Origin of the sequence: Providencia sp. PROV150 (assembly GCF_028481025.1) — a bacterium.
Lineage (GTDB): Bacteria > Pseudomonadota > Gammaproteobacteria > Enterobacterales > Enterobacteriaceae > Providencia > Providencia hangzhouensis.
The window spans coordinates 237,000-259,012 of sequence record NZ_JAMPPJ010000012.1 but is presented as its reverse complement, the minus strand read 5'-3'; the positions used below and the strand labels follow the sequence as shown (position 1 = coordinate 259,012).

The 22,013-nt window shown below is 40.7% G+C and carries 19 protein-coding genes, 4 tRNA genes and 1 other annotated feature; of the genes, 5 read left to right on the top strand and 18 right to left on the bottom strand.

Going from position 1 to position 22,013, the window contains the following annotated elements; all coding sequences use genetic code 11:
• Window positions 1-142 precede the first annotated feature (142 nt).
• From clpB to rluD, 3 genes are all read right to left on the bottom strand, one after another.
• Complete coding sequence (clpB, locus tag PSE83_RS10680; protein ID WP_094962020.1) at window positions 143-2,716, bottom strand: ATP-dependent chaperone ClpB; 2,574 nt, start codon at window positions 2,714-2,716, stop codon at window positions 143-145.
• Between the two features lie 123 nt (window positions 2,717-2,839).
• On the bottom strand, window positions 2,840-3,574 hold the full coding sequence (yfiH, locus tag PSE83_RS10675; RefSeq protein WP_164564688.1) for a purine nucleoside phosphorylase YfiH: 735 nt from the start codon (window positions 3,572-3,574) through the stop codon (window positions 2,840-2,842).
• Window positions 3,574-4,551, bottom strand: a complete 978-nt coding sequence (gene rluD / locus PSE83_RS10670; RefSeq protein WP_004264836.1) for a 23S rRNA pseudouridine(1911/1915/1917) synthase RluD — start codon at window positions 4,549-4,551, stop codon at window positions 3,574-3,576. The genes yfiH and rluD overlap by 1 nt, the downstream gene beginning before the upstream one ends.
• A 137-nt stretch (window positions 4,552-4,688) precedes the next feature.
• Between rluD and bamD the strand changes: the two genes are divergently transcribed.
• The 3 genes from bamD to pheA all read left to right on the top strand — a co-directional run bounded on the left by bamD (window position 4,689) and on the right by pheA (window position 7,525).
• Window positions 4,689-5,420 (top strand): outer membrane protein assembly factor BamD, encoded by a 732-nt coding sequence (gene bamD / locus PSE83_RS10665; protein ID WP_004264835.1) that lies wholly within the window; start codon window positions 4,689-4,691, stop codon window positions 5,418-5,420.
• 315 nt (window positions 5,421-5,735) lie between these two features.
• Complete coding sequence (gene raiA / locus PSE83_RS10660) at window positions 5,736-6,068, top strand: ribosome-associated translation inhibitor RaiA (protein WP_036958924.1); 333 nt, start codon at window positions 5,736-5,738, stop codon at window positions 6,066-6,068.
• Between the two features lie 140 nt (window positions 6,069-6,208).
• Window positions 6,209-6,326: a sequence feature (Phe leader region), on the top strand.
• 26 nt (window positions 6,327-6,352) lie between these two features.
• Window positions 6,353-7,525 (top strand): bifunctional chorismate mutase/prephenate dehydratase, encoded by a 1,173-nt coding sequence (gene pheA / locus PSE83_RS10655; protein WP_272660844.1) that lies wholly within the window; start codon window positions 6,353-6,355, stop codon window positions 7,523-7,525.
• A gap of 50 nt (window positions 7,526-7,575) precedes the next feature.
• On the opposite strand, the gene PSE83_RS10650 is transcribed toward pheA, so the two are convergent.
• The 8 genes from PSE83_RS10650 to ffh form a co-directional block, all read right to left on the bottom strand.
• Complete coding sequence (locus tag PSE83_RS10650; protein ID WP_164564686.1) at window positions 7,576-9,144, bottom strand: methyl-accepting chemotaxis protein; 1,569 nt, start codon at window positions 9,142-9,144, stop codon at window positions 7,576-7,578.
• A gap of 314 nt (window positions 9,145-9,458) precedes the next feature.
• Entirely contained in the window at window positions 9,459-10,580 is a 1,122-nt protein-coding gene (tyrA, locus tag PSE83_RS10645) for a bifunctional chorismate mutase/prephenate dehydrogenase (protein ID WP_096864780.1), read from the bottom strand.
• A 13-nt stretch (window positions 10,581-10,593) separates the two neighbouring features.
• On the bottom strand, window positions 10,594-11,688 hold the full coding sequence (locus PSE83_RS10640; RefSeq protein WP_004264828.1) for a 3-deoxy-7-phosphoheptulonate synthase: 1,095 nt from the start codon (window positions 11,686-11,688) through the stop codon (window positions 10,594-10,596).
• Window positions 11,689-12,217: 529 nt separating this feature from the next.
• Window positions 12,218-12,571, bottom strand: coding sequence for a 50S ribosomal protein L19 (gene rplS / locus PSE83_RS10635; protein ID WP_004264827.1), 354 nt, complete (start codon window positions 12,569-12,571; stop codon window positions 12,218-12,220).
• 41 nt (window positions 12,572-12,612) lie between these two features.
• Window positions 12,613-13,377 carry a tRNA (guanosine(37)-N1)-methyltransferase TrmD gene (gene trmD / locus PSE83_RS10630; RefSeq protein ID WP_094962024.1) on the bottom strand — a complete coding sequence of 255 codons (765 nt, stop codon included), beginning with the start codon at window positions 13,375-13,377 and terminating at the stop codon, window positions 12,613-12,615.
• Window positions 13,378-13,415: 38 nt separating this feature from the next.
• Window positions 13,416-13,961, bottom strand: a complete 546-nt coding sequence (rimM, locus tag PSE83_RS10625) for a ribosome maturation factor RimM (RefSeq protein ID WP_004264824.1) — start codon at window positions 13,959-13,961, stop codon at window positions 13,416-13,418.
• 18 nt (window positions 13,962-13,979) lie between these two features.
• Window positions 13,980-14,228, bottom strand: coding sequence for a 30S ribosomal protein S16 (rpsP, locus tag PSE83_RS10620; protein WP_004264823.1), 249 nt, complete (start codon window positions 14,226-14,228; stop codon window positions 13,980-13,982).
• A gap of 136 nt (window positions 14,229-14,364) precedes the next feature.
• The gene (ffh, locus tag PSE83_RS10615) at window positions 14,365-15,726 is read right to left on the bottom strand and encodes a signal recognition particle protein (protein WP_004264822.1); all 1,362 of its coding nucleotides are present in this window, start codon (window positions 15,724-15,726) and stop codon (window positions 14,365-14,367) included.
• 384 nt (window positions 15,727-16,110) lie between these two features.
• Between ffh and PSE83_RS10610 the strand changes: the two genes are divergently transcribed.
• Window positions 16,111-16,902 (top strand): cytochrome C assembly family protein, encoded by a 792-nt coding sequence (locus PSE83_RS10610; RefSeq protein WP_004264820.1) that lies wholly within the window; start codon window positions 16,111-16,113, stop codon window positions 16,900-16,902.
• 42 nt (window positions 16,903-16,944) lie between these two features.
• Entirely contained in the window at window positions 16,945-18,231 is a 1,287-nt protein-coding gene (locus tag PSE83_RS10605) for a CNNM domain-containing protein (protein WP_036958918.1), read from the top strand.
• A gap of 85 nt (window positions 18,232-18,316) precedes the next feature.
• Here the strand turns inward: PSE83_RS10605 and luxS are convergent, their stop codons facing one another.
• From luxS to csrA, 7 genes are all read right to left on the bottom strand, one after another.
• On the bottom strand, window positions 18,317-18,832 hold the full coding sequence (gene luxS / locus PSE83_RS10600; RefSeq protein WP_004264818.1) for an S-ribosylhomocysteine lyase: 516 nt from the start codon (window positions 18,830-18,832) through the stop codon (window positions 18,317-18,319).
• Between the two features lie 151 nt (window positions 18,833-18,983).
• Entirely contained in the window at window positions 18,984-20,543 is a 1,560-nt protein-coding gene (gene gshA / locus PSE83_RS10595) for a glutamate--cysteine ligase (RefSeq protein WP_004264817.1), read from the bottom strand.
• A gap of 195 nt (window positions 20,544-20,738) precedes the next feature.
• Window positions 20,739-20,815 (bottom strand) — tRNA-Arg (locus PSE83_RS10590).
• A 94-nt stretch (window positions 20,816-20,909) separates the two neighbouring features.
• A tRNA-Arg gene (locus tag PSE83_RS10585) sits at window positions 20,910-20,986 on the bottom strand.
• A gap of 138 nt (window positions 20,987-21,124) precedes the next feature.
• Window positions 21,125-21,201 (bottom strand) — tRNA-Arg (locus tag PSE83_RS10580).
• A gap of 11 nt (window positions 21,202-21,212) precedes the next feature.
• Window positions 21,213-21,305 (bottom strand) — tRNA-Ser (locus PSE83_RS10575).
• A 436-nt stretch (window positions 21,306-21,741) separates the two neighbouring features.
• Entirely contained in the window at window positions 21,742-21,927 is a 186-nt protein-coding gene (gene csrA, locus PSE83_RS10570) for a carbon storage regulator CsrA (protein ID WP_004264815.1), read from the bottom strand.
• Window positions 21,928-22,013 lie beyond the last annotated feature (86 nt).

Sequence of the window (22,013 nt, the reverse complement as noted above, 5' to 3'; positions counted from 1 at the left end):
GTGTTTTTTTGAAAAAAAATTTCAAGTGGTGATATTTTATACTTTACGCCCAATTATCAAGCAAAAAAAGTGATTTTATACGTAATTTGATATAAAAAAGGTGGCTAACAATAGCCACCTTTTGATTTTACAATAATATCAATTACTGTTTAGCAACGATTTCGTCATTTTCTACATCTAAAACGACAGGTTTACCTGGTAATAACTTACCTGACAAGATTTCTTGTGCCAGAGGGTTTTCAATTTCCTGCTGAATTGCGCGTTTTAATGGCCTTGCTCCGAAGATTGGGTCAAAACCAGCCTCCCCAATTTTCTCCAGTGCAGCAGGTGTCGCACTAACTTCATAACCGTGCTCTTCAAGACGTTTATATAAACGAGCCAATTGAATATTGGCAATATTCGTAATTTGCTCTTTACCTAATGGATGGAATACAACAACTTCATCTATACGGTTAATAAATTCAGGTCTGAAACTATGGGATACCACTTCCATCACCATATCTTTCATTTCTGAGTAACCAATCATACCAAATCTTTCTTGGATTAAGTCAGAACCCAAGTTAGATGTCATGATAATCACCGTATTACGGAAGTCCACTGTTCTACCTTGTCCATCCGTTAAACGCCCGTCATCAAGCACTTGTAATAAAATGTTGAAAACATCAGGGTGTGCTTTCTCAACTTCATCCAATAAAATGACTGAATATGGACGACGTCTAACCGCTTCAGTTAAATACCCACCTTCTTCGTAACCGACATACCCTGGAGGTGCGCCCACTAAACGTGATACCGCATGTTTTTCCATAAATTCAGACATATCGATACGAACCATTGCATCATCGCTATCAAACATGAAATTTGCTAACGCTTTACACAATTCAGTTTTACCTACCCCTGTTGGCCCTAAGAACATAAACGAGCCAATTGGGCGGTTCGGGTCTGATAACCCTGCACGACTACGACGAATTGCATTCGATACTGCAACTACCGCTTCATCTTGTCCAATAACACGCTGATGGAGTTGCTGTTCCATACGTAACAGCTTTTCTCTTTCACTTTCTAGCATTCGAGATACAGGGATGCCAGTCCAACGAGCTAAGATTTCAGCAATTTCGACATCTGTTACTTTATTACGTAACAGTTTCATGCTTTTGCCTTCAGCTTTGGTTGCCGCTTCAAGCTGTTTCTCTAATTCTGGAATTTTACCGTATTGCAATTCGGACATTTTTGCCAAATCACCCATACGGCGTGCTTTTTCCATCTCGATACGTGTATTTTCAAGTTCAGCTTTAATATGCTGAGTACCTGTTAATGATGCTTTTTCAGCTTTCCATTCTTCTTCTAACGCAGAGTACTCACGTTCTTTCTCTGCGAGCTCTTCTTCTAACATCTCAAGACGTTTTTTACTTGCATCATCCGATTCTTTTTTCAGCGCTTGCTGTTCAAGTTTGAGCTGAATAATACGGCGTTCCAGCCTATCTAAGGATTCAGGTTTCGAATCCATTTGCATACGTAAACTTGCACCCGCTTCATCAATTAAATCAATCGCTTTATCGGGTAACATACGGTCAGTAATATAGCGATGCGATAACGTTGCCGCTGCCACAATCGCCGGGTCAGTTATTTGCACGTGGTGATGCAGTTCATAACGTTCTTTTAAACCACGTAAAATAGCAATTGTGTCTTCAACGGATGGCTCAGCCACATACACTTTTTGGAAACGACGCTCTAATGCAGGGTCTTTCTCAATGTATTGGCGATACTCATCCAATGTGGTAGCGCCAACACAGTGTAATTCACCGCGAGCCAACGCAGGTTTTAACATGTTACCCGCATCCATCGCACCATCTGCTTTACCTGCACCAACCATGGTGTGTAATTCATCAATAAACAGAATGACGTTACCTTCCTGTTTGGCAAGATCATTTAGAACAGCTTTCAGACGCTCTTCAAACTCACCACGATATTTCGCACCCGCAATCAGCGCCCCCATATCAAGGGATAATACACGTTTGTTTTTTAACCCTTCTGGAATTTCACCATTAACAATACGTTGTGCTAACCCTTCAACAATTGCTGTTTTACCTACACCTGGTTCACCAATCAGCACAGGGTTATTTTTAGTACGACGTTGCAGTACTTGAATGGTCCGACGTATTTCTTCATCTCGACCAATTACTGGGTCTAATTTGCCTTGCTCTGCACGTTCGGTTAAATCAACTGTATATTTTTTCAAGGCTTGGCGCTGGTCTTCAGCGCTTTGGTCATTCACTTTTTCTCCACCACGCATCTGTTCTATTGCCTTTTTTAAATTATCTTTATTAACACCTGCTGCTTTGAGCATGTCTGCTAATGTCGTATTGGCTTCTAAAGCGGCGACAAGAAATAATTCTGAGGAGATAAATTCATCTCCGTGCTTTTGTGCCAACTGATCACATAAATTCAAATGACGCATTAAGTCACTTGATGGTTGAACATCTCCCGCAACACCTTGCACTTGAGGTAAACGCCCTAATGCATCTTCGACTTTTTGCTGGAATTGTACGGCATTCACGCCTAACGTCGTCAGCAATGGACGAACTGTGCCACCCTCTTGATTAAACAGGGCACTTAATAGATGAATAGGTTCAATAAACTGGTTTTCGCGCCCAAGGGCTAGTGATTGGGCGTCAGCGAGAGCTTGCTGGAATTTATTAGTTAAACGGTCCAGACGCATAACACCTCCAATAAATGAGATTAAATTTGCTACTGGATACTAGATGAGGTCAGTTTTTAAATATTCAAGTTTTGCAAGGAATTATTTTTGATATATCCATTAATTTAGAACAAAACCCCAATACTAGGTATTTATCCATATCAATGAAGCCATCCTGCCGGTTTTTCCTTCCCTTCGATAGGAAAAAAATCTGTTTTCATCTGTTACTGTACAAAAATCACCACCATAGACCTTCGTTACGCCAGCAGCCTGCAGTTTTTTACGTGCTAATAAATAAATGTCAGCGAGATATTTATCATTATAAGGAACAAAAGCAGAGGCTAAATCAGATGATTGATTAACAAAAGCCTCTTTGACTTCCTTACCGACTTCAAATTTCTCAGCACCAATAGCGGGGCCAAGCCAAGCGATAATTTCATTTGCAGGGCTAATAAATTGATTGATTGTATTTTCAAGAACCCCATGACATAGCCCGCGCCACCCTGCGTGGGCTGCTGCCACTTCCGTTCCTGCTTGATTAGTCAATAACACAGGCAAGCAATCCGCAGTCATAATGGCACAAACTTGGCCAACCTGATTACTGTACACGGCGTCCGCTTGCCTATTATGAATTTTATCACCAACAAGCTGAAGCACATCCGTTCCATGAACTTGCTCAAGCCAAACTGGTTGTTGTGGTAGCTGAGCAAGCGCCTCAAGGCGTTGACGATTTTCACTGACGGCATTGGGTATATCCCCAACATGATCACCTAAATTCAAGCTATCAAAAGGTGGCAGGCTCACACCACCCACTCGAGTTGTACTACAGCTAGCTATGTTTTTAGGTTGCGGCCAATCAGGGAAAATCAATGTATTCATTACCAGTCCATATCGTCTTTATGCAGTTCAGTGTCTGCTTTTAGAGCTTCTATAAGCTTAACCATATCATCAGGTAACGGTGCATGCCACTCCATTTGAATACCTGAGATTGGGTGATATAAGCGTAACATGGTGGCATGCAGTGCTTGCCTATCAAAATTACGCATGACCTCTAAAAATTCTTCGGTCGCCCCTTTTAGTGGACGCGGGCGGCCACCGTATAAAGGATCACCAATTAATGGATGATTGATATGAGCCATATGAACACGGATTTGGTGAGTTCTGCCCGTTTCCAGACGTAAACGTAAACGAGTATGGGCTCTAAAGTGTTCCATCACACGATAATGCGTTACAGCGGGTTTGCCCATTGGGTGCACAGCCATATGGGTTCGTTTAGTTGGATGACGAGAGATAGGTTCTTCTACCATGCCACCCGCTGTCATACGGCCGACCGCAACCGCTTCATATTCACGCGTAATTTCTCTACGTTGCAATGCTTCTACAAGGTGTGTTTGAGCTGGAACTGTTTTTGCGACAACCATTAAGCCTGTCGTGTCTTTATCTAAACGATGAACAATACCTGCTCTCGGCACATCAGCAATTTCAGGATAACGATATAACAACGCATTAAGAATTGTACCGTCTGGATTTCCTGCTCCAGGGTGGACAACTAAATCACGCGGTTTATTAATAATTAGGATATCTTCATCTTCATAAATCACATTAAGTGGGATATCTTGTGGTTCCCAGCGATTATCTTCTTCAATGAGGGCGTCGATTAAAATTTGTTCGCTGCCAAAAACTTTTTCTTTTGGCTTATTGATAACTTTGCCATTAACCTGCACTCTATCAGCTAAAATCCATTCTTTTATGCGAGAACGTGAATAATCAGGGAACAATTCGGCCAAAGCCTGATCTAAACGTTGACCAAGCTGTGATTCAGCGATAGTTGCACTAAGTTGTACTTGTTGAGCCATAAATTAATCTACTTTTTGGTGTTTGTATTTTGACGGCAGTGCCGTTTCATTTAAAATATATGCTATTGTAACTCGAATTTTGCCGGGAGCCTTATGGATAGACTCCCTCGAAACACTCAGAGGATAACCTACACGTGATGATACGTATGAAAAATCTGGTGGCTGCAGCCACGTTGAGCCTGATTTTAGTCGGCTGTTCCAGCACTCCTGAAGTCAGCCCTGATAGCACCCCTGCTGAAATATATGCAACGGGTCAGCAAAAATTACAGGACGGCAATTTTAAAGCAGCGATTAAACAATTTGAAGCTCTTGATAACCGTTATCCATTTGGTCCATATGCTCAGCAGGTTCAATTAGACCTGATTTATGCATATTATAAATCAGCAGAGCTGCCAATGGCGATAGCCGCAATTGACCGTTTCATGCGTTTGAACCCAACTCATCCAAATATTGATTATGTCCTCTATATGCGAGGCTTAACCGCGATGGCTCTGGATGATAGCTTATTGCAAGGCCTCTTTGGTATTGACCGCTCAGACAGAGACCCACAGCATGCACGAGTTGCATTCAAAGATTTCAGTCAGTTAGTTCGCTACTATCCTAACAGCTTATACTCCAATGATGCGAGTAAGCGATTAGTCTTCTTAAAAGACCGCTTAGCGAAATTCGACCTTTCTGTTGTCGAATACTACAACAAACGCGGTGCTTATGTCGCGGTTGTTAATCGTGTTCAACAAATGCTAAAAGACTACCCAGACACAGAAGCAACACGTAATGCCTTAGCATACATGGAAATTGCTTATAATGAGATGGGGCTAAACCAAGAAGCGAATAAAGTTGCGAGTATTATTGCTGCAAACCCACAATAATATCATCGTGCGATCTAAAACAGCAGCCATGGCTGCTGTTTTTCTTTGCTAGCGGCGATTTAGTTGCTTGCTCATTTAGGGTACTAATTTTAACCCAAAAAAAGTTCCGGCTATTTACCGTTCCCCTAGCCAACTCAATCAGTGTCCCTTAATCCATTCATTTTGGCAATGCTTTTTCGCCTCTTTTTTATGTGAAATCACACTTCAGATAGCTGTTACTCTTCCCCTGAATGAGATGTGATCTACATCAATTTTTTCTTAGCAAGAACGGGTATTCTGAAATCAACAAAGACGGAAACAATGAGAGGTAACTATATGATAGTGAACATTACTAGCAAACAAATGGACATTACCCCAGCGATTCGTGAGCACATTGAGAGCCGTCTAACAAAACTCGATAAGTGGCAAGTATCTCTAATAAATACGCATGTCGTATTATCAAAAGAGCCACAAGGTTTTATGGTTGATGCCAACATAAAAACAGCGACAGGAAAATTGGTCGCAAGTGCCAAGCATGAAGATATGTACGTTGCAATTAATGAACTAATTAACAAACTCGAAAGACAACTTAATAAAGTGCAACATAAAGGAGAATCAAGAAGAGCATATAATAGTGTAAAAGAAGCGAATAATACTGTTACGTTATAATTTTATATTATCTATCAACTAATCTTGAACCTTATAAACGCGCTCACCATGGGCGCGTTTTTTTATGTTTATGATCCTTACCTATTGACTTCTTAGTGAGTATCGGGTTTATTTAAATTGAATCTGACTAAAGGTGTTCATATGAATCTTAATTTTGTTTTCTTTTTCTTCTTTAGCAACTCCTAATTGGGGGCTTTTGTCGTTCGAGAAAGAAAAGAAGACAAAATTAGAAAGCCCCCTCTAGGGGGCTTTTTTTATATCATGATATTAACAGGGTGGGCAGCATGGAAAACAGCACTAATTTATTAAAAGTAAGAGAGAAAATAAGTCAACTGGATAGTGAATTACTAAATCTTTTAGCAAAGCGCCGTGGTTATGCTGTTGAAGTCGCTGAAACAAAAATTGATGATAGCCGCCCTATTCGTGATAAAGACCGTGAGCGTCAGCTTCTTGATGTTTTAATCAACAAAGGCAAACCGCTAGGGCTTGATGGCTTTTATATCACTCGCCTATTCCAGATGATTATTGAGGACTCTGTTCTTACGCAACAGGCTATTTTACAAAAGCATTTAAATTTACCCCCTAGTGATACCGCGCGTTTCGCATTTTTAGGGCCGAAAGGTTCTTATTCACACATTGCGGCACGCCAGTACTCAGCCCGTCATTTTGACCAACTAGTTGAATGCAGTTGCCATAAATTCCAAGATATTTTTTCATTAGTTGAAAATGGGCAAGCGGAATATGGCATTTTACCAATAGAAAACACCAGTTCGGGCGCAATTAACGATGTTTACGATTTACTGCAAAATACATCATTATCAATCGTCGGAGAGATTCGGCTCCCAATTAACCATTGCCTCTTAACAACAGGAAATACCGATCTCAGCCAGATCAAAACCGTGTATAGCCACCCTCAACCTTTCCAACAATGCAGCCAATACTTAGCGCAATTCCCACACTGGGAAATAAAATATTGTGATAGCACATCAACTGCAATGCAAATGGTCGCAGACCAAAACTCACCGAGTGTCGCGGCACTTGGAAGTGAAGCCGGTGGCGCCTTATACGATTTAAGCGTAATAGAGCATAATCTCGCTAATCAGCAAATTAACATGACACGCTTTATTGTTGTTGCACCACAACCAATTGAAGTCACTGAACAAGTACCGGCTAAAACAACACTGCTTCTGACCACTGGCCAACAAGCTGGTGCCTTAGTTGATGCATTAGTTATTTTGAAAAATAATAAGATAATCATGAGCAAGTTAGAATCACGCCCAATAAATGGAAAACCATGGGAAGAGATGTTTTATGTTGATGTGCATGCCAATTTACGTTCAGATAATATGCAACAAGCTTTAAGAGAGCTTTCAACAATTACTAGGTCAATTAAAATATTAGGCTGCTACCCATCCGAAAATGTGGTTCCTGTTGAACCTGAAAAAATTACGCCTTAATTAAAATATAATTAGGCTGCATTTTTTCAGTGCAGCCTACTAAACTGAAACTATGCTCTCACTTCAGGTTGATAATTCGAAGATTTGACTCTGAAATAATTGACCAGTTCCTTCAAATGGTACGCCTGTTCATTCAATGAGTCCGCTGCGACAACAGATTCCTCAACTAAACTCGCATTTTGTTGTGTGGTTAAATCAAGTTGCCCTACTGCACTATTGATTTGAGAAATTCCATCGCTTTGCTCACGACTAGCCTGCCCAATTTCACGTAGTAACGCATTCATCTCTTTTACACTATCAACCATTCCGTGTATTTGCTGAGTCGCTTTTTCAACAAGTTCCATACCCTCTTGCGTTTGTGACGATGAGTTTTCAATCAACCCACGAATATCACTCGCTGAAGCCGCACTTTTTTGTGCTAATAATCTCACTTCTCCGGCAACAACGGCAAAGCCTCGCCCATGTTCACCAGCTCTTGCCGCTTCAACGGATGCATTCAATGCTAAGATATTGGTTTGAAATGCAATTGAGTCTATTAGATTAATAATTTCTGTCATCTGTGATGATGATCCATTGATTGCACGCATTTTATTCGTTACTTGACTCATCATGTCGCCATTGTTTTGTACAATAATTGCCGCTTGGTCTGCAAGCATGCTAGCTTCATGAGTGTGCTCAGTCGTGTTTTGAACGGTTGAAGTTATTTGTTCCATTGAACTGGCCGTTTCTTCAACTGATGCAGCCTGTTCTTCGGTGCGCGCCGCCAGGTTTTGGTTCCCCGCGACAATTTGCCCTGCTGCTGCCGAAATACTTTCAGAACCTTGTTGAACCTCTTGAACGATTTCCAGCAAGTGCTCTTTCATATCATTAAGTGCATTTAACAATACACCCGTTTCATCTTTTGAGGTGACCTGAATATCTTTAGTCAGATCCCCATTTGCAATTGACTGCGCGAAATTAACCGCATTTTCCAATGGCCTTGTGATAATGTTCGTAATATACCAGCCCATTACGCAGCCCGCGCCAATACTCAAGATTGATAACACCGCTAGTAATAGTTTATTGTTTTCATAATCCGCATTCACTTTACGGCCAACCTCTTGCATTTCCAAATCTTGGATAGCCATTAAAGTTTGAATTTGATCACGATAATCACGTTGAATACTAGACGTTTTAGTCATCATTTCATCAATAGCAGCTTGGCGATTATTCTCTGATAAAAAGGTATTGATGCGAGTAATTGATGCATGAAACTGTTGGCGAATAACACGCAAATCAGCCAAGACTTCTTTAGAGCGATCATCTGTAACGTTATTTTCTAAGCTTTCCATCAATCCATTAATTTTTAATGTAATTTTAGCCAACTCTTCTCTGCGTTTATCACTACCACGATCATCAAGTAAAATTAGCTCTTGGATCCCTATAAAAGAATAAAAGTTATCCATCATTTGCCCTGCGGTAGAGGCAATAGGATAACTTTCATACAGGACTTGTTTCATGCCATCATTAGCTCGGTTCATATTGGCTAAAGAAAAAAGTGAACTTAGGATAATAAGCGCAACAAAACCACCAAATGCTACCGTTAACTTCATACTAATTTTGAGATTTTTAAAAGACATATATTTACCACGCTAACCATCATTTAATGAGTAGTGTTATCGGTAAAACAGGTGAAATCTTTATCATATAAATCGATCGATTTATAAATATTGATTTTAAAAATTGATTAATTTGAAATTAGATAGTGAATAAATTCAGTTTTTATCTGATCAGCATATTATTCGATAGAAATTATATAGATAAGTACAATTACCTATTTTAAATAAACATTCTTGGTGAGATTAACTGAAATAGAAGAACATAGAAGGTAACAAAAAATTAACAAGAAAATAAAGCCCTCTACCGCTATAAAACACGATAGAAGGCGGGATGATTATTTTCGATTATCGTTTGCTCGTTGCAGTAATGATTGGCTTTCTTTCATAAAATGATGGGCATCTTCACCGAACCACTGGCTAATTTGATTAAATTGGCGAATAAATTCCGCTTTATCTTTTTTCTCCAGTAGCGCTATTGAATCACCTAACAATTGATGATATCTGCGTATCAATTCAACATTTTCATTTGAAGACATAATAATGTCTGCATAGAGTTGAGGGTCTTGAGCAAACAGCCGCCCAACCATCGCGAGCTCTAAACGATAAATAGGCGATGATAAATCAAGTAATTGCTGTAAATCAATATTTTCCTCAGCAAGATTTCGCCCGTAAGTAAATGTTGTAAAGTGGCGTAATGCCTGAATAAAGCTCATGTTTTTATCATGCTCTTCGGCTGAGATTTCTTTCAAACGTGCCCCCCAAACTAATAACTGTTCAAGAAACCACTGATAAGACTCCGAGCCACGGCCATTACAGTAAGCAAATACTTGCTTTGCAACACTACCAATATCAGGACCAAACATCGGGTGAAGCCCAAGTACTGGCCCATCATGGGCCGCTAACATCGCTTCTAATGGCTGTTGCTTAATCGATGCGATATCCATCAAGACCGTGCTTTTATCCAGTTTAGGCAGCTGGTTGATGACTTGTACTGTCAAATGTATTGGTACACTAACCATCACGACGCTCGCACCAGCAACTATAGATTCTGCTTGTGCCCAGTCATCTTCGTTTAATGTCTTAACCTGATAGCCTGATAAATTAAGGAGACGGTGAAATAACCGCCCCATTTTCCCATCACCACCTACAATCACAATTGGGCCAGCTGATGGGTTCAGTGTTTTAAACCCTTTATCATTTTCACGTGCGTAAGATTCGCGCATGATCCGCCTTAGAATATCCTCTATCAGATCAGGTGGGATCCCCATACGCTCAGCTTCGGCGCGACGTGCTGTCAGCATGCTTGTTTCTCGTTCAGGCACATAAATCGGTAAACCATGTAAGCTTTTCACTTCACCGACTTCAGCAACCAGTTGCAGCCTTTTTGCTAATAAATCTAGTAACGATTTATCAACTTCATCAATTTGTTCCCGTAAATGGGATAACTCAACAGACATACCAATACCTTGATCAGCTCACTTTACTCAATTTTTGCGCACGTTGTTCAAGCACAGGCAACAATGCTTGATGTAATTTACGCAATACCGTTTCCGTCGTTTGCCAGTTAATGCAGGCATCTGTCACTGACACACCGTATTTCATTGTGTCACGGGCTTGTTCAGATGTTTGATTCCCTTCATTAATATGACTTTCTAGCATAATACCTGTAATTGATTCATTACCATTAATAATTTGTTCAATAATAGAATCAACAACTAATGGTTGACGGCGGTAATCTTTATTCGAGTTTCCATGGCTACAATCCACCATAAGGGACGGCTCTAAACCTGCTTTTTTCATTTCCGCTTCACAAGCCGCAATGTCTTCAGCATTGTAGTTAGGCGTTTTCCCACCACGTAAAATGACATGTCCGTTACTATTACCTTTGGTATGTAATAAACAAACTTGGCCAGATTGGTTAATTCCCATAAAACGGTGTGGCATCGCTGCTGCTTTTAACGCATTAATCGCTGTAGATAAACTCCCATCGGTTCCATTTTTGAAACCAACAGGCATAGATAAACCAGATGCCATTTCACGGTGGGTCTGTGACTCAGTCGTTCTTGCACCAATGGCTGACCAACTGAATAAATCCCCTAAGTATTGAGGATTGTTAGGATCCAATGCTTCTGTCGCTAATGGCAGCCCCATATTCACTAAATTGGTCAACAAATCACGAGCAATATGTAGGCCTTTTTCCATTTCAAAAGAACCATCCATAAATGGATCACTAATCAAACCTTTCCAACCTACGGTTGTACGAGGTTTTTCAAAATACACACGCATCACAATATATAAGCTATCACTTAATTCTTCGGCTAATACTTTCAGGCGCTCACCATATTCAATAGCGGCATCCACATCATGGATTGAGCAAGGACCACATACCACGAGTAAGCGAGGATCGCGTTGATGAATAATGTCAGCAATCACTTGGCGCGATGTCGCAATGGCATGCAGGTTGCTGCGACTCAGCGGATATTTCTCTTTCAGACTCTCAGGAGTGATTAATACCTGCTCGTCTTGAATATTCACGTTGTTGAGTACATCTTTTTGCATGATCATTTTTTACCTACTTATTAGCTTATATTTGCTTAGTTTATTATTTACGTATTGTGTTTGGGTGTATGAGTAATAACATACCATGCATCGTAAACAATTCAATCCATTTATGTAAAATATTTCCACTATCGTATTGAATTATTTACACCACCATAATTAATTGAATAAATTACAGTTTTACATTAATTTAACATTAAAATATTTTAATAGACTAAAGAAAAACAAGCAATCTGTAAACATTTATTTACAGACAAGCATAAGTTATCAGCTATATTCTAAATAGTTCGAGTTGTAGCAAGGCGGCAAAGTGAGGACATCGCAGGGAGCATACACAAGTATGTGACCTGTGTGGCTGAACGCAGCCAACACGGCTACAACTTGAAATATGACGAATATAGGTATGTGACCTGAGAAGCTGAGTGCTGCCAACACGGCTACAATTTGAATTATGAAGAATATAGTGACGAATATAAAAAGGCCCGCAAATGCGGGCCTCTCTCATAACATAACTTTCGGATGTAGCGAAAGCGTATTACTTGGCGTTCAGACGCTCTTTGATACGAGCTGCCTTACCAGAACGCTCACGCAGGTAGTACAGTTTAGATCTGCGAACAGCACCACGACGTTTAACAGCAATGCTATCTACGACTGGAGAGTGAGTTTGGAATACACGCTCAACACCTTCGCCGTTAGAAATTTTACGAACAGTGAATGCAGAGTGCAGACCGCGGTTACGAATAGCGATAACCACGCCCTCGAATGCCTGCAGACGTTTTTTAGAGCCTTCTACGACCCATACCTTAACTTCCACGGTGTCACCCTGACGGAATGAAGGTACGTCCTGCTTCATTTGCTCTTGTTCAAGTTGTTTAATAATGTTGCTCATAATAACTCTCTTACCCTAGGTAAACTGATATGTTTAGACAATTAATTGTCTGGATTCATTTGTTGCTCAGACTGATATTCCAGTTGGAATTCAGCCAGCAACATCCTCTGCTCGTCAGTCAGAGCTAGGCTTTCCAGAAGCTCAGGTCTTCTAAGCCAGGTACGGCCGAGTGATTGTTTCATGCGCCAGCTATCTATTTTAGCGTGGTTTCCTGAAAGTAAAACATCAGGAACTTGCATGCCATCTAACACTTCAGGGCGGGTATAGTGCGGACAATCTAACAAACCATCTGCAAAAGAGTCTTCTTGAGCAGAAGCTTGATGACCAAGTACTCCCGGTATAAACCGTGAAACTGAGTCAATCAACACCATCGCGGGAAGTTCCCCGCCACTGAGAACGTAATCACCGATTGACCATTCTTCGTCAACTTCGGTTTGAATGATACGCTCATCAATGCCTTCATAGCGGCCACAAACAAGAATCAATTTCTCATTGGTTGCCAGCTCGCAAACACCGTCTTGACTAAGTTTGCGCCCTTGCGGTGAAAGATAAATAACCTTTGCACCCTCACCAGCCTCAGTTCTTGCTGCGTTGATTGCATCCTTAAGCGGTTGCACCATCATCAGCATGCCTGGACCACCACCATAGGGGCGATCATCAACAGTTTTGTGCTTATCGTGAGTAAAATCTCGCGGATTCCAGCACTCAAATGTTAGCAGGCCATTTTTCACTGCCCGACCAGTTACCCCGTACTCGGTTATTGCGCGGAACATTTCGGGAAACAGGCTAATTACACCAATCCACATAATTTCGTCCCACTTATCAAAACCGTTCAACCGGAGATTTAAAAACCAGGATCCCAATCCACTTCAATAAGTTTGGCATCGAGATCGACTTTCTTGATAACCTGCCCATCAAGAAACGGAACCAACCGCTCCTTGATGCCAAATGCATCTTTTAAATTCGCCTTAATGACCAGCACATCATTTGAACCGGTCTCCATCATGTCAGTGATGGTACCAAGGTCATAGCCTTGTAACGTCACTACTTGGCAGCCCATCAGGTCTTTCCAGTAGTATTCGTTTTCTAACTCAGGAAGTTGGGTTGAATCAACCGCAATTTCAAAGTTAGTCAAAAGCGCGGCTGCATCGCGGTCATCGACCCCGTTCAGCTTGACAATGATATCCTTGTTATGATGTTTCCAATCTTCAATTTCAATGTGTTGCCATTGACCTGAACGTTGGATAAACCAAGGCTGATACTCAAAAATACTTTCAGCATGTTCGGTGGACGAAAAAACTTTGAGCCAACCACGAATACCGTATGCCGCACCTAATTTCCCCAATACAATTGGGTTTTCAGGTGGCTGTAGTTTAGTTTGCTTGCTCATTGTTACCACCGCGACAGATTAAGCTGCTTTCTTAGCTTGTTTGACCAGTTGTGCAACACGGTCAGAAATAGTTGCGCCTAAGCCAACCCAGTGCTCAACACGGTCCAGGTCTAAACGCAGTTCTTCTGCTTGACCTGCAGCGATCGGGTTGAAGAAACCGATACGCTCAATGAAACGACCGTCACGCGCATTGCGGCTATCAGTCACAACGATTTGGTAGAACGGACGTTTTTTAGCGCCGCCACGAGATAAACGAATTGTTACCATAACATCCTCATTAGTTAACAAAACAACCAGACTCCATCGAGGGATAGAGTCCGGCTGTCATATAAAAAGCCCGAAAAGTTTACTCACTTTGACGCAAAAATCAATCAAAAGTGCGTTTTGTTTGAGGCTTTATTGCTTAACGCCCCGGAAAACCCGGTGGCATCATACCCTTCATGCCGCGCATCATCTTGGCTAGACCGCCTTTTTTCATTTTCTTCATCATGCGTTGCATGTCATCAAATTGTTTTAAGAGGCGATTAACTTCTTGCACGGTAGTTCCCGAACCTGCTGCAATACGACGTTTTCGTGAACCTTTAATAATTTCCGGTTTTTCACGTTCTTTACGTGTCATGGAATTAATCATCGCTTCCATACGAACGGTGATTTTATCATCCATTTGGGACTTAACGGCATCGGGTAACTGAGACATTCCCGGCATTTTACTCATCATACTCGCCATGCCGCCCATATTACGCATTTGCTTCAATTGACTTAAAAAGTCATTTAAATCAAATCCATCTCCCGTTTTAAGTTTTTTAGCAAGCTTTTCAGCTTCATCACGGTCAACTTTATGCTCAATCTCTTCAATCAGAGAAATCACATCACCCATACCAAGGATACGAGACGCGACGCGCTCTGGGTGGAATGGTTCTAAGGCATCAGTTTTTTCACCAACACCTAAGAACTTAATAGGTTTCCCCGTGATCGCACGAATTGAAAGTGCCGCACCGCCTCGTGCATCACCATCGACCTTGGTCAACACAACCCCTGTCAGTGGTAAGGCTTCATTAAATGCTTTCGCTGTATTTGCCGCATCTTGCCCTGTCATCGCATCGACGACGAATAAGGTCTCAACTGGCTTAATAATACGGTGAACTTCTTGGATTTCTTCCATCATCGCTTCATCAACATGCAAGCGACCTGCGGTATCCACCAACAGCACATCGTAGAATTGTAATTGTGCATGTTTTAATGCTTTTTGAACAATTACAGCGGGTTTTTCTTGTACTTCTGAAGGGAAAAAGTCAATTCCAACACTTTCAGCTAATGTCTCTAATTGTTTAATCGCTGCAGGGCGATAAACGTCAGCAGAGACAACTAATACTTTTTTCTTTTGCTTTTCTTTTAAGAGCTTACCTAATTTTGCAACGCTGGTCGTTTTACCCGCACCTTGCAAACCTGCCATTAAAACGACAGCAGGAGGTTGTGCGGATAAATTAAGTTGGTGGTTTTCGTCCCCCATCGCCCTAGTCAGTTCATTTTGAACTATTTTAATGAACTCTTGGCCAGGTGTTAGACTTTTATTGACATCTTGCCCAACGGCATTTTCTTTAACTTTTTGAATGAATTCACGGACAACTGGCAAAGCAACGTCAGCTTCCAGCAAGGCCATGCGAACTTCGCGTAGTGTTTCTTTAATATTTTCATCAGTTAGACGCCCACGCCCACTGATATTGCGCAACGTGCGCGATAGTCTGTCAGTTAAATTATCAAACATATGTCTTAGCTCAATTCTGTTGATGGGCCGATGTCAGCCTGATCTGGTTGCTAATACAGATAATTTCAAGTGCGTGTTACCTAACAACTTGAATTATAAGCATCAATACCTTCACAATGATGAAGGGAAACCAACACTAAAAATAATCGCGGCAAAATAATGCCCCATTGTAACATGCCCGCAGTTTTTTCGCTGCCCCCTGTTTGAAACAGATGATACAGGTTATTATGGCATGAATTTAATAATACAAACCAAGCAGTAGGCGCATGAAGTGCTATCAGCAATGAATATATTGTGATTGCCCTGTCCAATAGTTGGAGCCTACACTCGTACAAGTTATACTATGAATAACTTTCCACTAAAAATGATTAACGACACTATACTATGCCCGTATTTGCAGTCATAGCAGTTTGTACATACATGGTCAGTCTGTTACTGATCGTCCCTGGCCAAGTGCGTAAACAGCCGTTCTACCGCCACCTCGCGCTTTTTCTTGCCGTTGTTGCGTTAGTAACTCACGCTATTACATTGAAATTTTTGATTTTCAGTGAAGCCGAGGGACAAAACCTCACTCTGTTGAATTTAGGCTCAACAGTGAGCTTACTCATGTGTGTGATTATGACTGTTGTCGCTTACTGGGGAAAAGCTTGGTACTTAACGCCTATAGTCTATAGTTTTGCCATTATTAACTTGATGCTGTCAACGCTAATGCCTGGTGAGTTTATTACGCATCTTGAAGCTCGAGTACCACTTTTTGTTCATATTGGTCTAGCTTTGTTGAGCTATGCGACACTCCTTATTGCGGCTTTATATGCATTACAAGTGGCTTTAATTGACCATCAGCTAAAGAATAAAACCTTAAAATTTAGTCCAGATATGCCACCCATGATGGTAATTGAACGTAAAATGTTCCACATCACTCAAGTTGGGGTCATTTTGCTGACTCTGACCTTGTGTACTGGCTTTATTTATATGGATAATATTTTTGATAAAGAAAATATCCATAAATCGGTATTATCCGTCATTGCATGGTTTGTTTATATCACTCTACTTTGGGGACATTTCCATGGAGGATGGCGAGGTAAGCGCGTCCTATTTTTCCATGTTGGTGGCTCAATCATCTTAACAATGGCTTTTTTTGGTAACCGTTTAATACAGGAGTTTATGGTATTTTGACGCAAATAAAGCCACGACTTTCACAATATAAGGAAACTTGTTTTGGATGATGTGTCCACAAGTACGCTAATCATCATATTGATTGTTTTAATTTTTATGTCAGCCTATTTCTCTGCATCAGAAACAGGGATGATGACGCTAAACCGTTATCGGTTAAAACATTTAGCAAAACAAGGTAATCGCTCAGCGATCCGCGTTGAAAAACTTCTTAAACACCCTGATAAGCTGTTAAGCCTAGTCCTTATTGGTAATAACTTAATCAACATAGTCGCTTCCGCATTAGCGACCATCATTGGTATGCGATTATATGGGAATGCAGGTGTAGCTATGGCTACAGGGATCCTGACTTTTGTGATCCTCATTTTTGCCGAAGTCATGCCAAAAACACTGGCAGCGCTGTACCCTGAAAAAATCGCATTTCCAAGTAGTTACCTCTTAAAACCATTACAAGTAGTCATGATGCCTATTGTTTGGGCATTTAATACTATTTCAGCGCTACTGTTACGCTGCATTGGGGTGAAGTCACTAACCGCACGAACTGATGCGGTTAATAAGGAAGAGCTACGCACCATTGTTAACGAATCAAAGCATAAAATTAGCCGCCGAAATCAAGATATGTTGATTTCAATTTTAGACTTAGACAAAGTCACTGTTGGCGATATTATGCTGCCAAGGAATGAGATTGTTGGTATTGATGTCAATGATGACTGGAAATCAATCATTCGGCAGCTCACGCACTCCCCTCATGGCCGCATTGTGCTTTATCGCGACTCACTTGATGACTCTATTGGCATTTTACGCGTCCGCGAAGCATACCGTCTTATGATGGAAAAACGTGAGTTTAATAAGCAAAACCTAATTAAAGCTGCAGATAACATTTATTTTATTCCTAACAGTACACCATTAAATGTTCAGTTAGTTAACTTCCAGCACAATAAAGAAAAACTAGGGATCATTGTTGATGAATACGGTGAAATTCAAGGCCTTATCACTGTCGAAGATATATTAGAAGAGATAGTGGGTGACTTCACAACCTCGATGTCACCATCTTTAGCCGAAGAAGTCTTGCCACAAAGTGATGGAAGCGTTCTTGTAGACGGTTCTGCTAATATTCGTGAGCTGAATAAGGCTTTTGATTGGAATCTCCCCATAGATGGCCCTAGGACGGTTAATGGCATGGTTTTAGAGGTCATTGGTGATATTCCACAGCTTGAAGAGCAAATCGTGGTGGGGCATTACCTTATCGAGGTATTAGCGATGAGTGAAAATATCGTTAAACAGGTTAGGATCACACCTCTTACATTTAGTTCTCAAGTCCCTGATCTTTAATTTGGCCATAAACTTGCAATTTAATTCTCATCTAAAATAAAAAGAGCCTTAATTGGCTCTTTTTATAGAGAATATTTGATAAAAACTAAACGTGTAGCTGTTCAAGTTTCTCTGCAGGTAATGCTAATTCATCATTTTTATTGATACCAATTTCTGATGCAAGAACATTACGTGCAATTTGCTGGGCTTCTTCCAGTGAGTGCATTTTGTATGTACCGCACTGATAGACATTCAATTCAGGGATCTTGTTTTGGTCTTTCACTTGCAAAACATCTTCCATTGCCGCTTTCCATGCATTAGCAACACACAGTTCATCTGGCTGGCCAATAAGGCTCATATAAAAACCAGTACGGCACCCCATTGGTGAAATATCAATAATTTCAACACCATTTCCGTTGAGGTGATCACGCATAAAGCCTGCAAAAAGGTGCTCTAAAGTATGCGTCCCTTTTTCTGTCATGGCTTCTTCATTTGGTACAGTAAAACGCAAATCAAAAACTGTGATGGTATCACCGCTTGGTGTTTTCATGGTTTTTGCCACACGTACAGCAGGTGCTGACATGCGAGTATGATCGACAGTAAAGCTATCTAATAATGGCATTTCGTGACCTCCTCGAAAATAAAAAATATTTTCTAAAATAAATGAAACTATTTTGAAAATACAGAGTCTGAATTATTGAAAGACGCGCAATTTGTTATCATCCCTAATTCTCTAAGAGATTTTTTTTGGCCACCTAGAGTGGCCATTTCTTTTAGCGTCCTGCATGAATGCGTAGATAGTCCTCAAAGCTTTCGCTCTCACTTTGTTCCATCTTCGCTTGCTTCGCTATTGAAGCTACTCGTGCTTGCTCAAATTGCTCTTCAGTTATCACTTCATACGGCTCGTTCACTAACTGTTCAAAATATTTTTCAGCTAATTCTAACCCGTAACCACCAATACCTTTTTCTAACATTTCATCCATAACAAGCGCTGAATATGTAAGAGTTGGGTCTTTAAACATAGCAACAAATTGGTGACAAACTTCTTGATATTTTGCATCGCAACAAGTGTCTAGCACTTCAGCCACACGGATCAAGTCATTAAATAATTGCTGCCCAACGTCAACTAATGGTTTAACTTCGCTGCCACAACCGAAACCAATGACTTGGCCTGGTTTACGACCTTCAAGAATGACACGATTCCAGTTTTGACGGCAACAGTCTAATTCCTGAGCATTCATTTCAGGTGCATCAGCAAGTACACACCATATTAAGAATAGATCAACAAAACGAGCTTGCGTTTCATTAACGCCTATCGCACTAAATGGATTGATATCAAGTGAACGGACTTCAATGTACTCAATACCACCACGTAATAATGCGTCAGAAGGTGATTCATTGCCTTTAGGAACGCGTTTGGGCCGTATTGGGGCATAGAGCTCATTTTCAATCTGCAGCACATTCGTATTTAGTTGAATATATTTGCCGTCTTTTTTTACACCCAGTTTTTCAAATTCAGCTGAAGGCTTATGGATGGCTTTTTTCAGGTTCTCTACATATTCATCCAATTTATTGAATGTGATGTTTAAATCACTTTGTGATTTATTTGTATAACCTAAGTCACTCATGCGTAATGATGTCGCATAAGGCAAGTAATACGTACCACAGTCTGTTTTATCAAATGATAGCGTCGTATCTCTATCTTTCAAAAAAGAGCCGCAAATAGCTGGAGATGCGCCAAATAGATAAGGAATAACCCAACCAAAGCGGTAGTAATTTCTAATTAGACGTAAATAGCCTTCAGAAATTTTTTCTTTACCGCTTTCTTCGTCTTCAATACCCGCCCATGCTTGCCAAAATTCAATCGGCAAAGAGAAGTTATAATGCACCCCTGCTATCGTTTGCATCAAAGCACCATAACGATTTTTAAGGCCTTCGCGGTACAGCGTTTTAAACTGCCCCACATTAGAAGAGCCGTACTGCGCAAGAGTGATTTTATCTTCACTTTCAATAAAGCATGGCATACTCAGCGGCCACATTCTTTCATCTTGAAGGTGACGAGCTGTATAGCGGTGTAAATCTCGCAAAAAAGCCAAACTATGGCTAATGCTTTTATCTACAGGAGTAATAAATTCGAGTAAGGACTCCGCAAAATCTGTCGTGATCCATTTATGTGTTAAAGCTTTTCCCAGCCCTTCTGGATGCAAGGTCTCTGCAATTGCGCCTGTGGGGGTTACACGCAATGTTTCACGCTCAATACCACGTTGAATACCATTAAGTGTTTCTGGGTGCGCCTCTAACCATGAGAGCGCTTTCGATACGTCCGGGATCAAGTCGACCTCCCGCCTGTGATGTTAATTTATTTTATTAAGGCAATTACTTTAGCTTAAATCACATAAATTGTCGCTGTCTAGATGTGTGGTTTATGAGGGAATAAATCAAAGAGGTATAGAAAATACGATTTAATTAATTTTATGAATGGTAATTTTAGGCAAAAAAAACTCCTCGAATGAGGAGTTTCTTAAAGATGGTGCATCCGGGAGGATTCGAACCTCCGACCGCTCGGTTCGTAGCCGAGTACTCTATCCAGCTGAGCTACGGATGCAAAATTCATTCGATTTGAAATCGATACATTCTCAATAACTTTTCTGAGTTAAATTAAAAGGTATTATTGATATGCTAAATTATTAGCTAAGAGATGGTGCATCCGGGAGGATTCGAACCTCCGACCGCTCGGTTCGTAGCCGAGTACTCTATCCAGCTGAGCTACGGATGCATACTTAATGCAAGATGTGCTGCTCTCTCAAACTTCTTTATCAACTTCTACTTCTATAAATCAACTTCTTAGTTACTGCTTTGTTTGGTTGCTAAAACCAAAACAAAACCCCATCAGATTCTCTCATAGGGTTAAATATGGTGCATCCGGGAGGATTCGAACCTCCGACCGCTCGGTTCGTAGCCGAGTACTCTATCCAGCTGAGCTACGGATGCATAATCTAAAATGGCGGTGAGGGAGGGATTCGAACCCTCGATGCAGCTTTTGACCGCATACTCCCTTAGCAGGGGAGCGCCTTCAGCCTCTCGGCCACCTCACCATATTTTAGTTACACACGATTTGTTTTTTCAAACATCTCGTTGCTGTGTGGCGCACATATTACTTTCCTAGACTTAGAAGTCAAACAATTTTTCCAAACTTTTTGCATTCCGTTGTCTGTTTGCACATTTCACAAGCAAGATGCTTAGTTTAACACCGAAAAAGATATTTTTCAGCCCTTATGGCACTAACTTTATAATCAAAAATACAGAAAAAAAATTATTCTATAAGTGAATAAAAATAAGCTCACTGGATTGATTAGCCTATATTTCATACAAAGGAAAACAAGATTTTGTAAAAGAGAACCGAAGACTAAACAATAAAATGAGTTTGATGCTAGAGAATTATAAAAACGAAAGGATATTTATTAGAAATAATGCGAGTAAGACAAGCGCCCATTCTTGCTGTGTGATCAATCATTGGACGCTTATTCATTATTATTGATTATCTGGTTGAGTCTTTTCAGCCTGGATCCGTTGATAAATTTCTTCACGGTGAACAGAAACTTCTTTTGGGGCATTAACACCAATACGAACTTGGTTGCCTTTGACACCCAATACAGTAACTGTTACCTCATCGCCTATCATGAGTGTTTCACCAACTCGACGAGTCAGAATAAGCATTCTTTGCTCCTTGAAATATTAAAAGAGTCGGGTCTCTAGGTATCCCCGCTATTGTCCATCACACACCGTGAAAACGTAAAGCAATG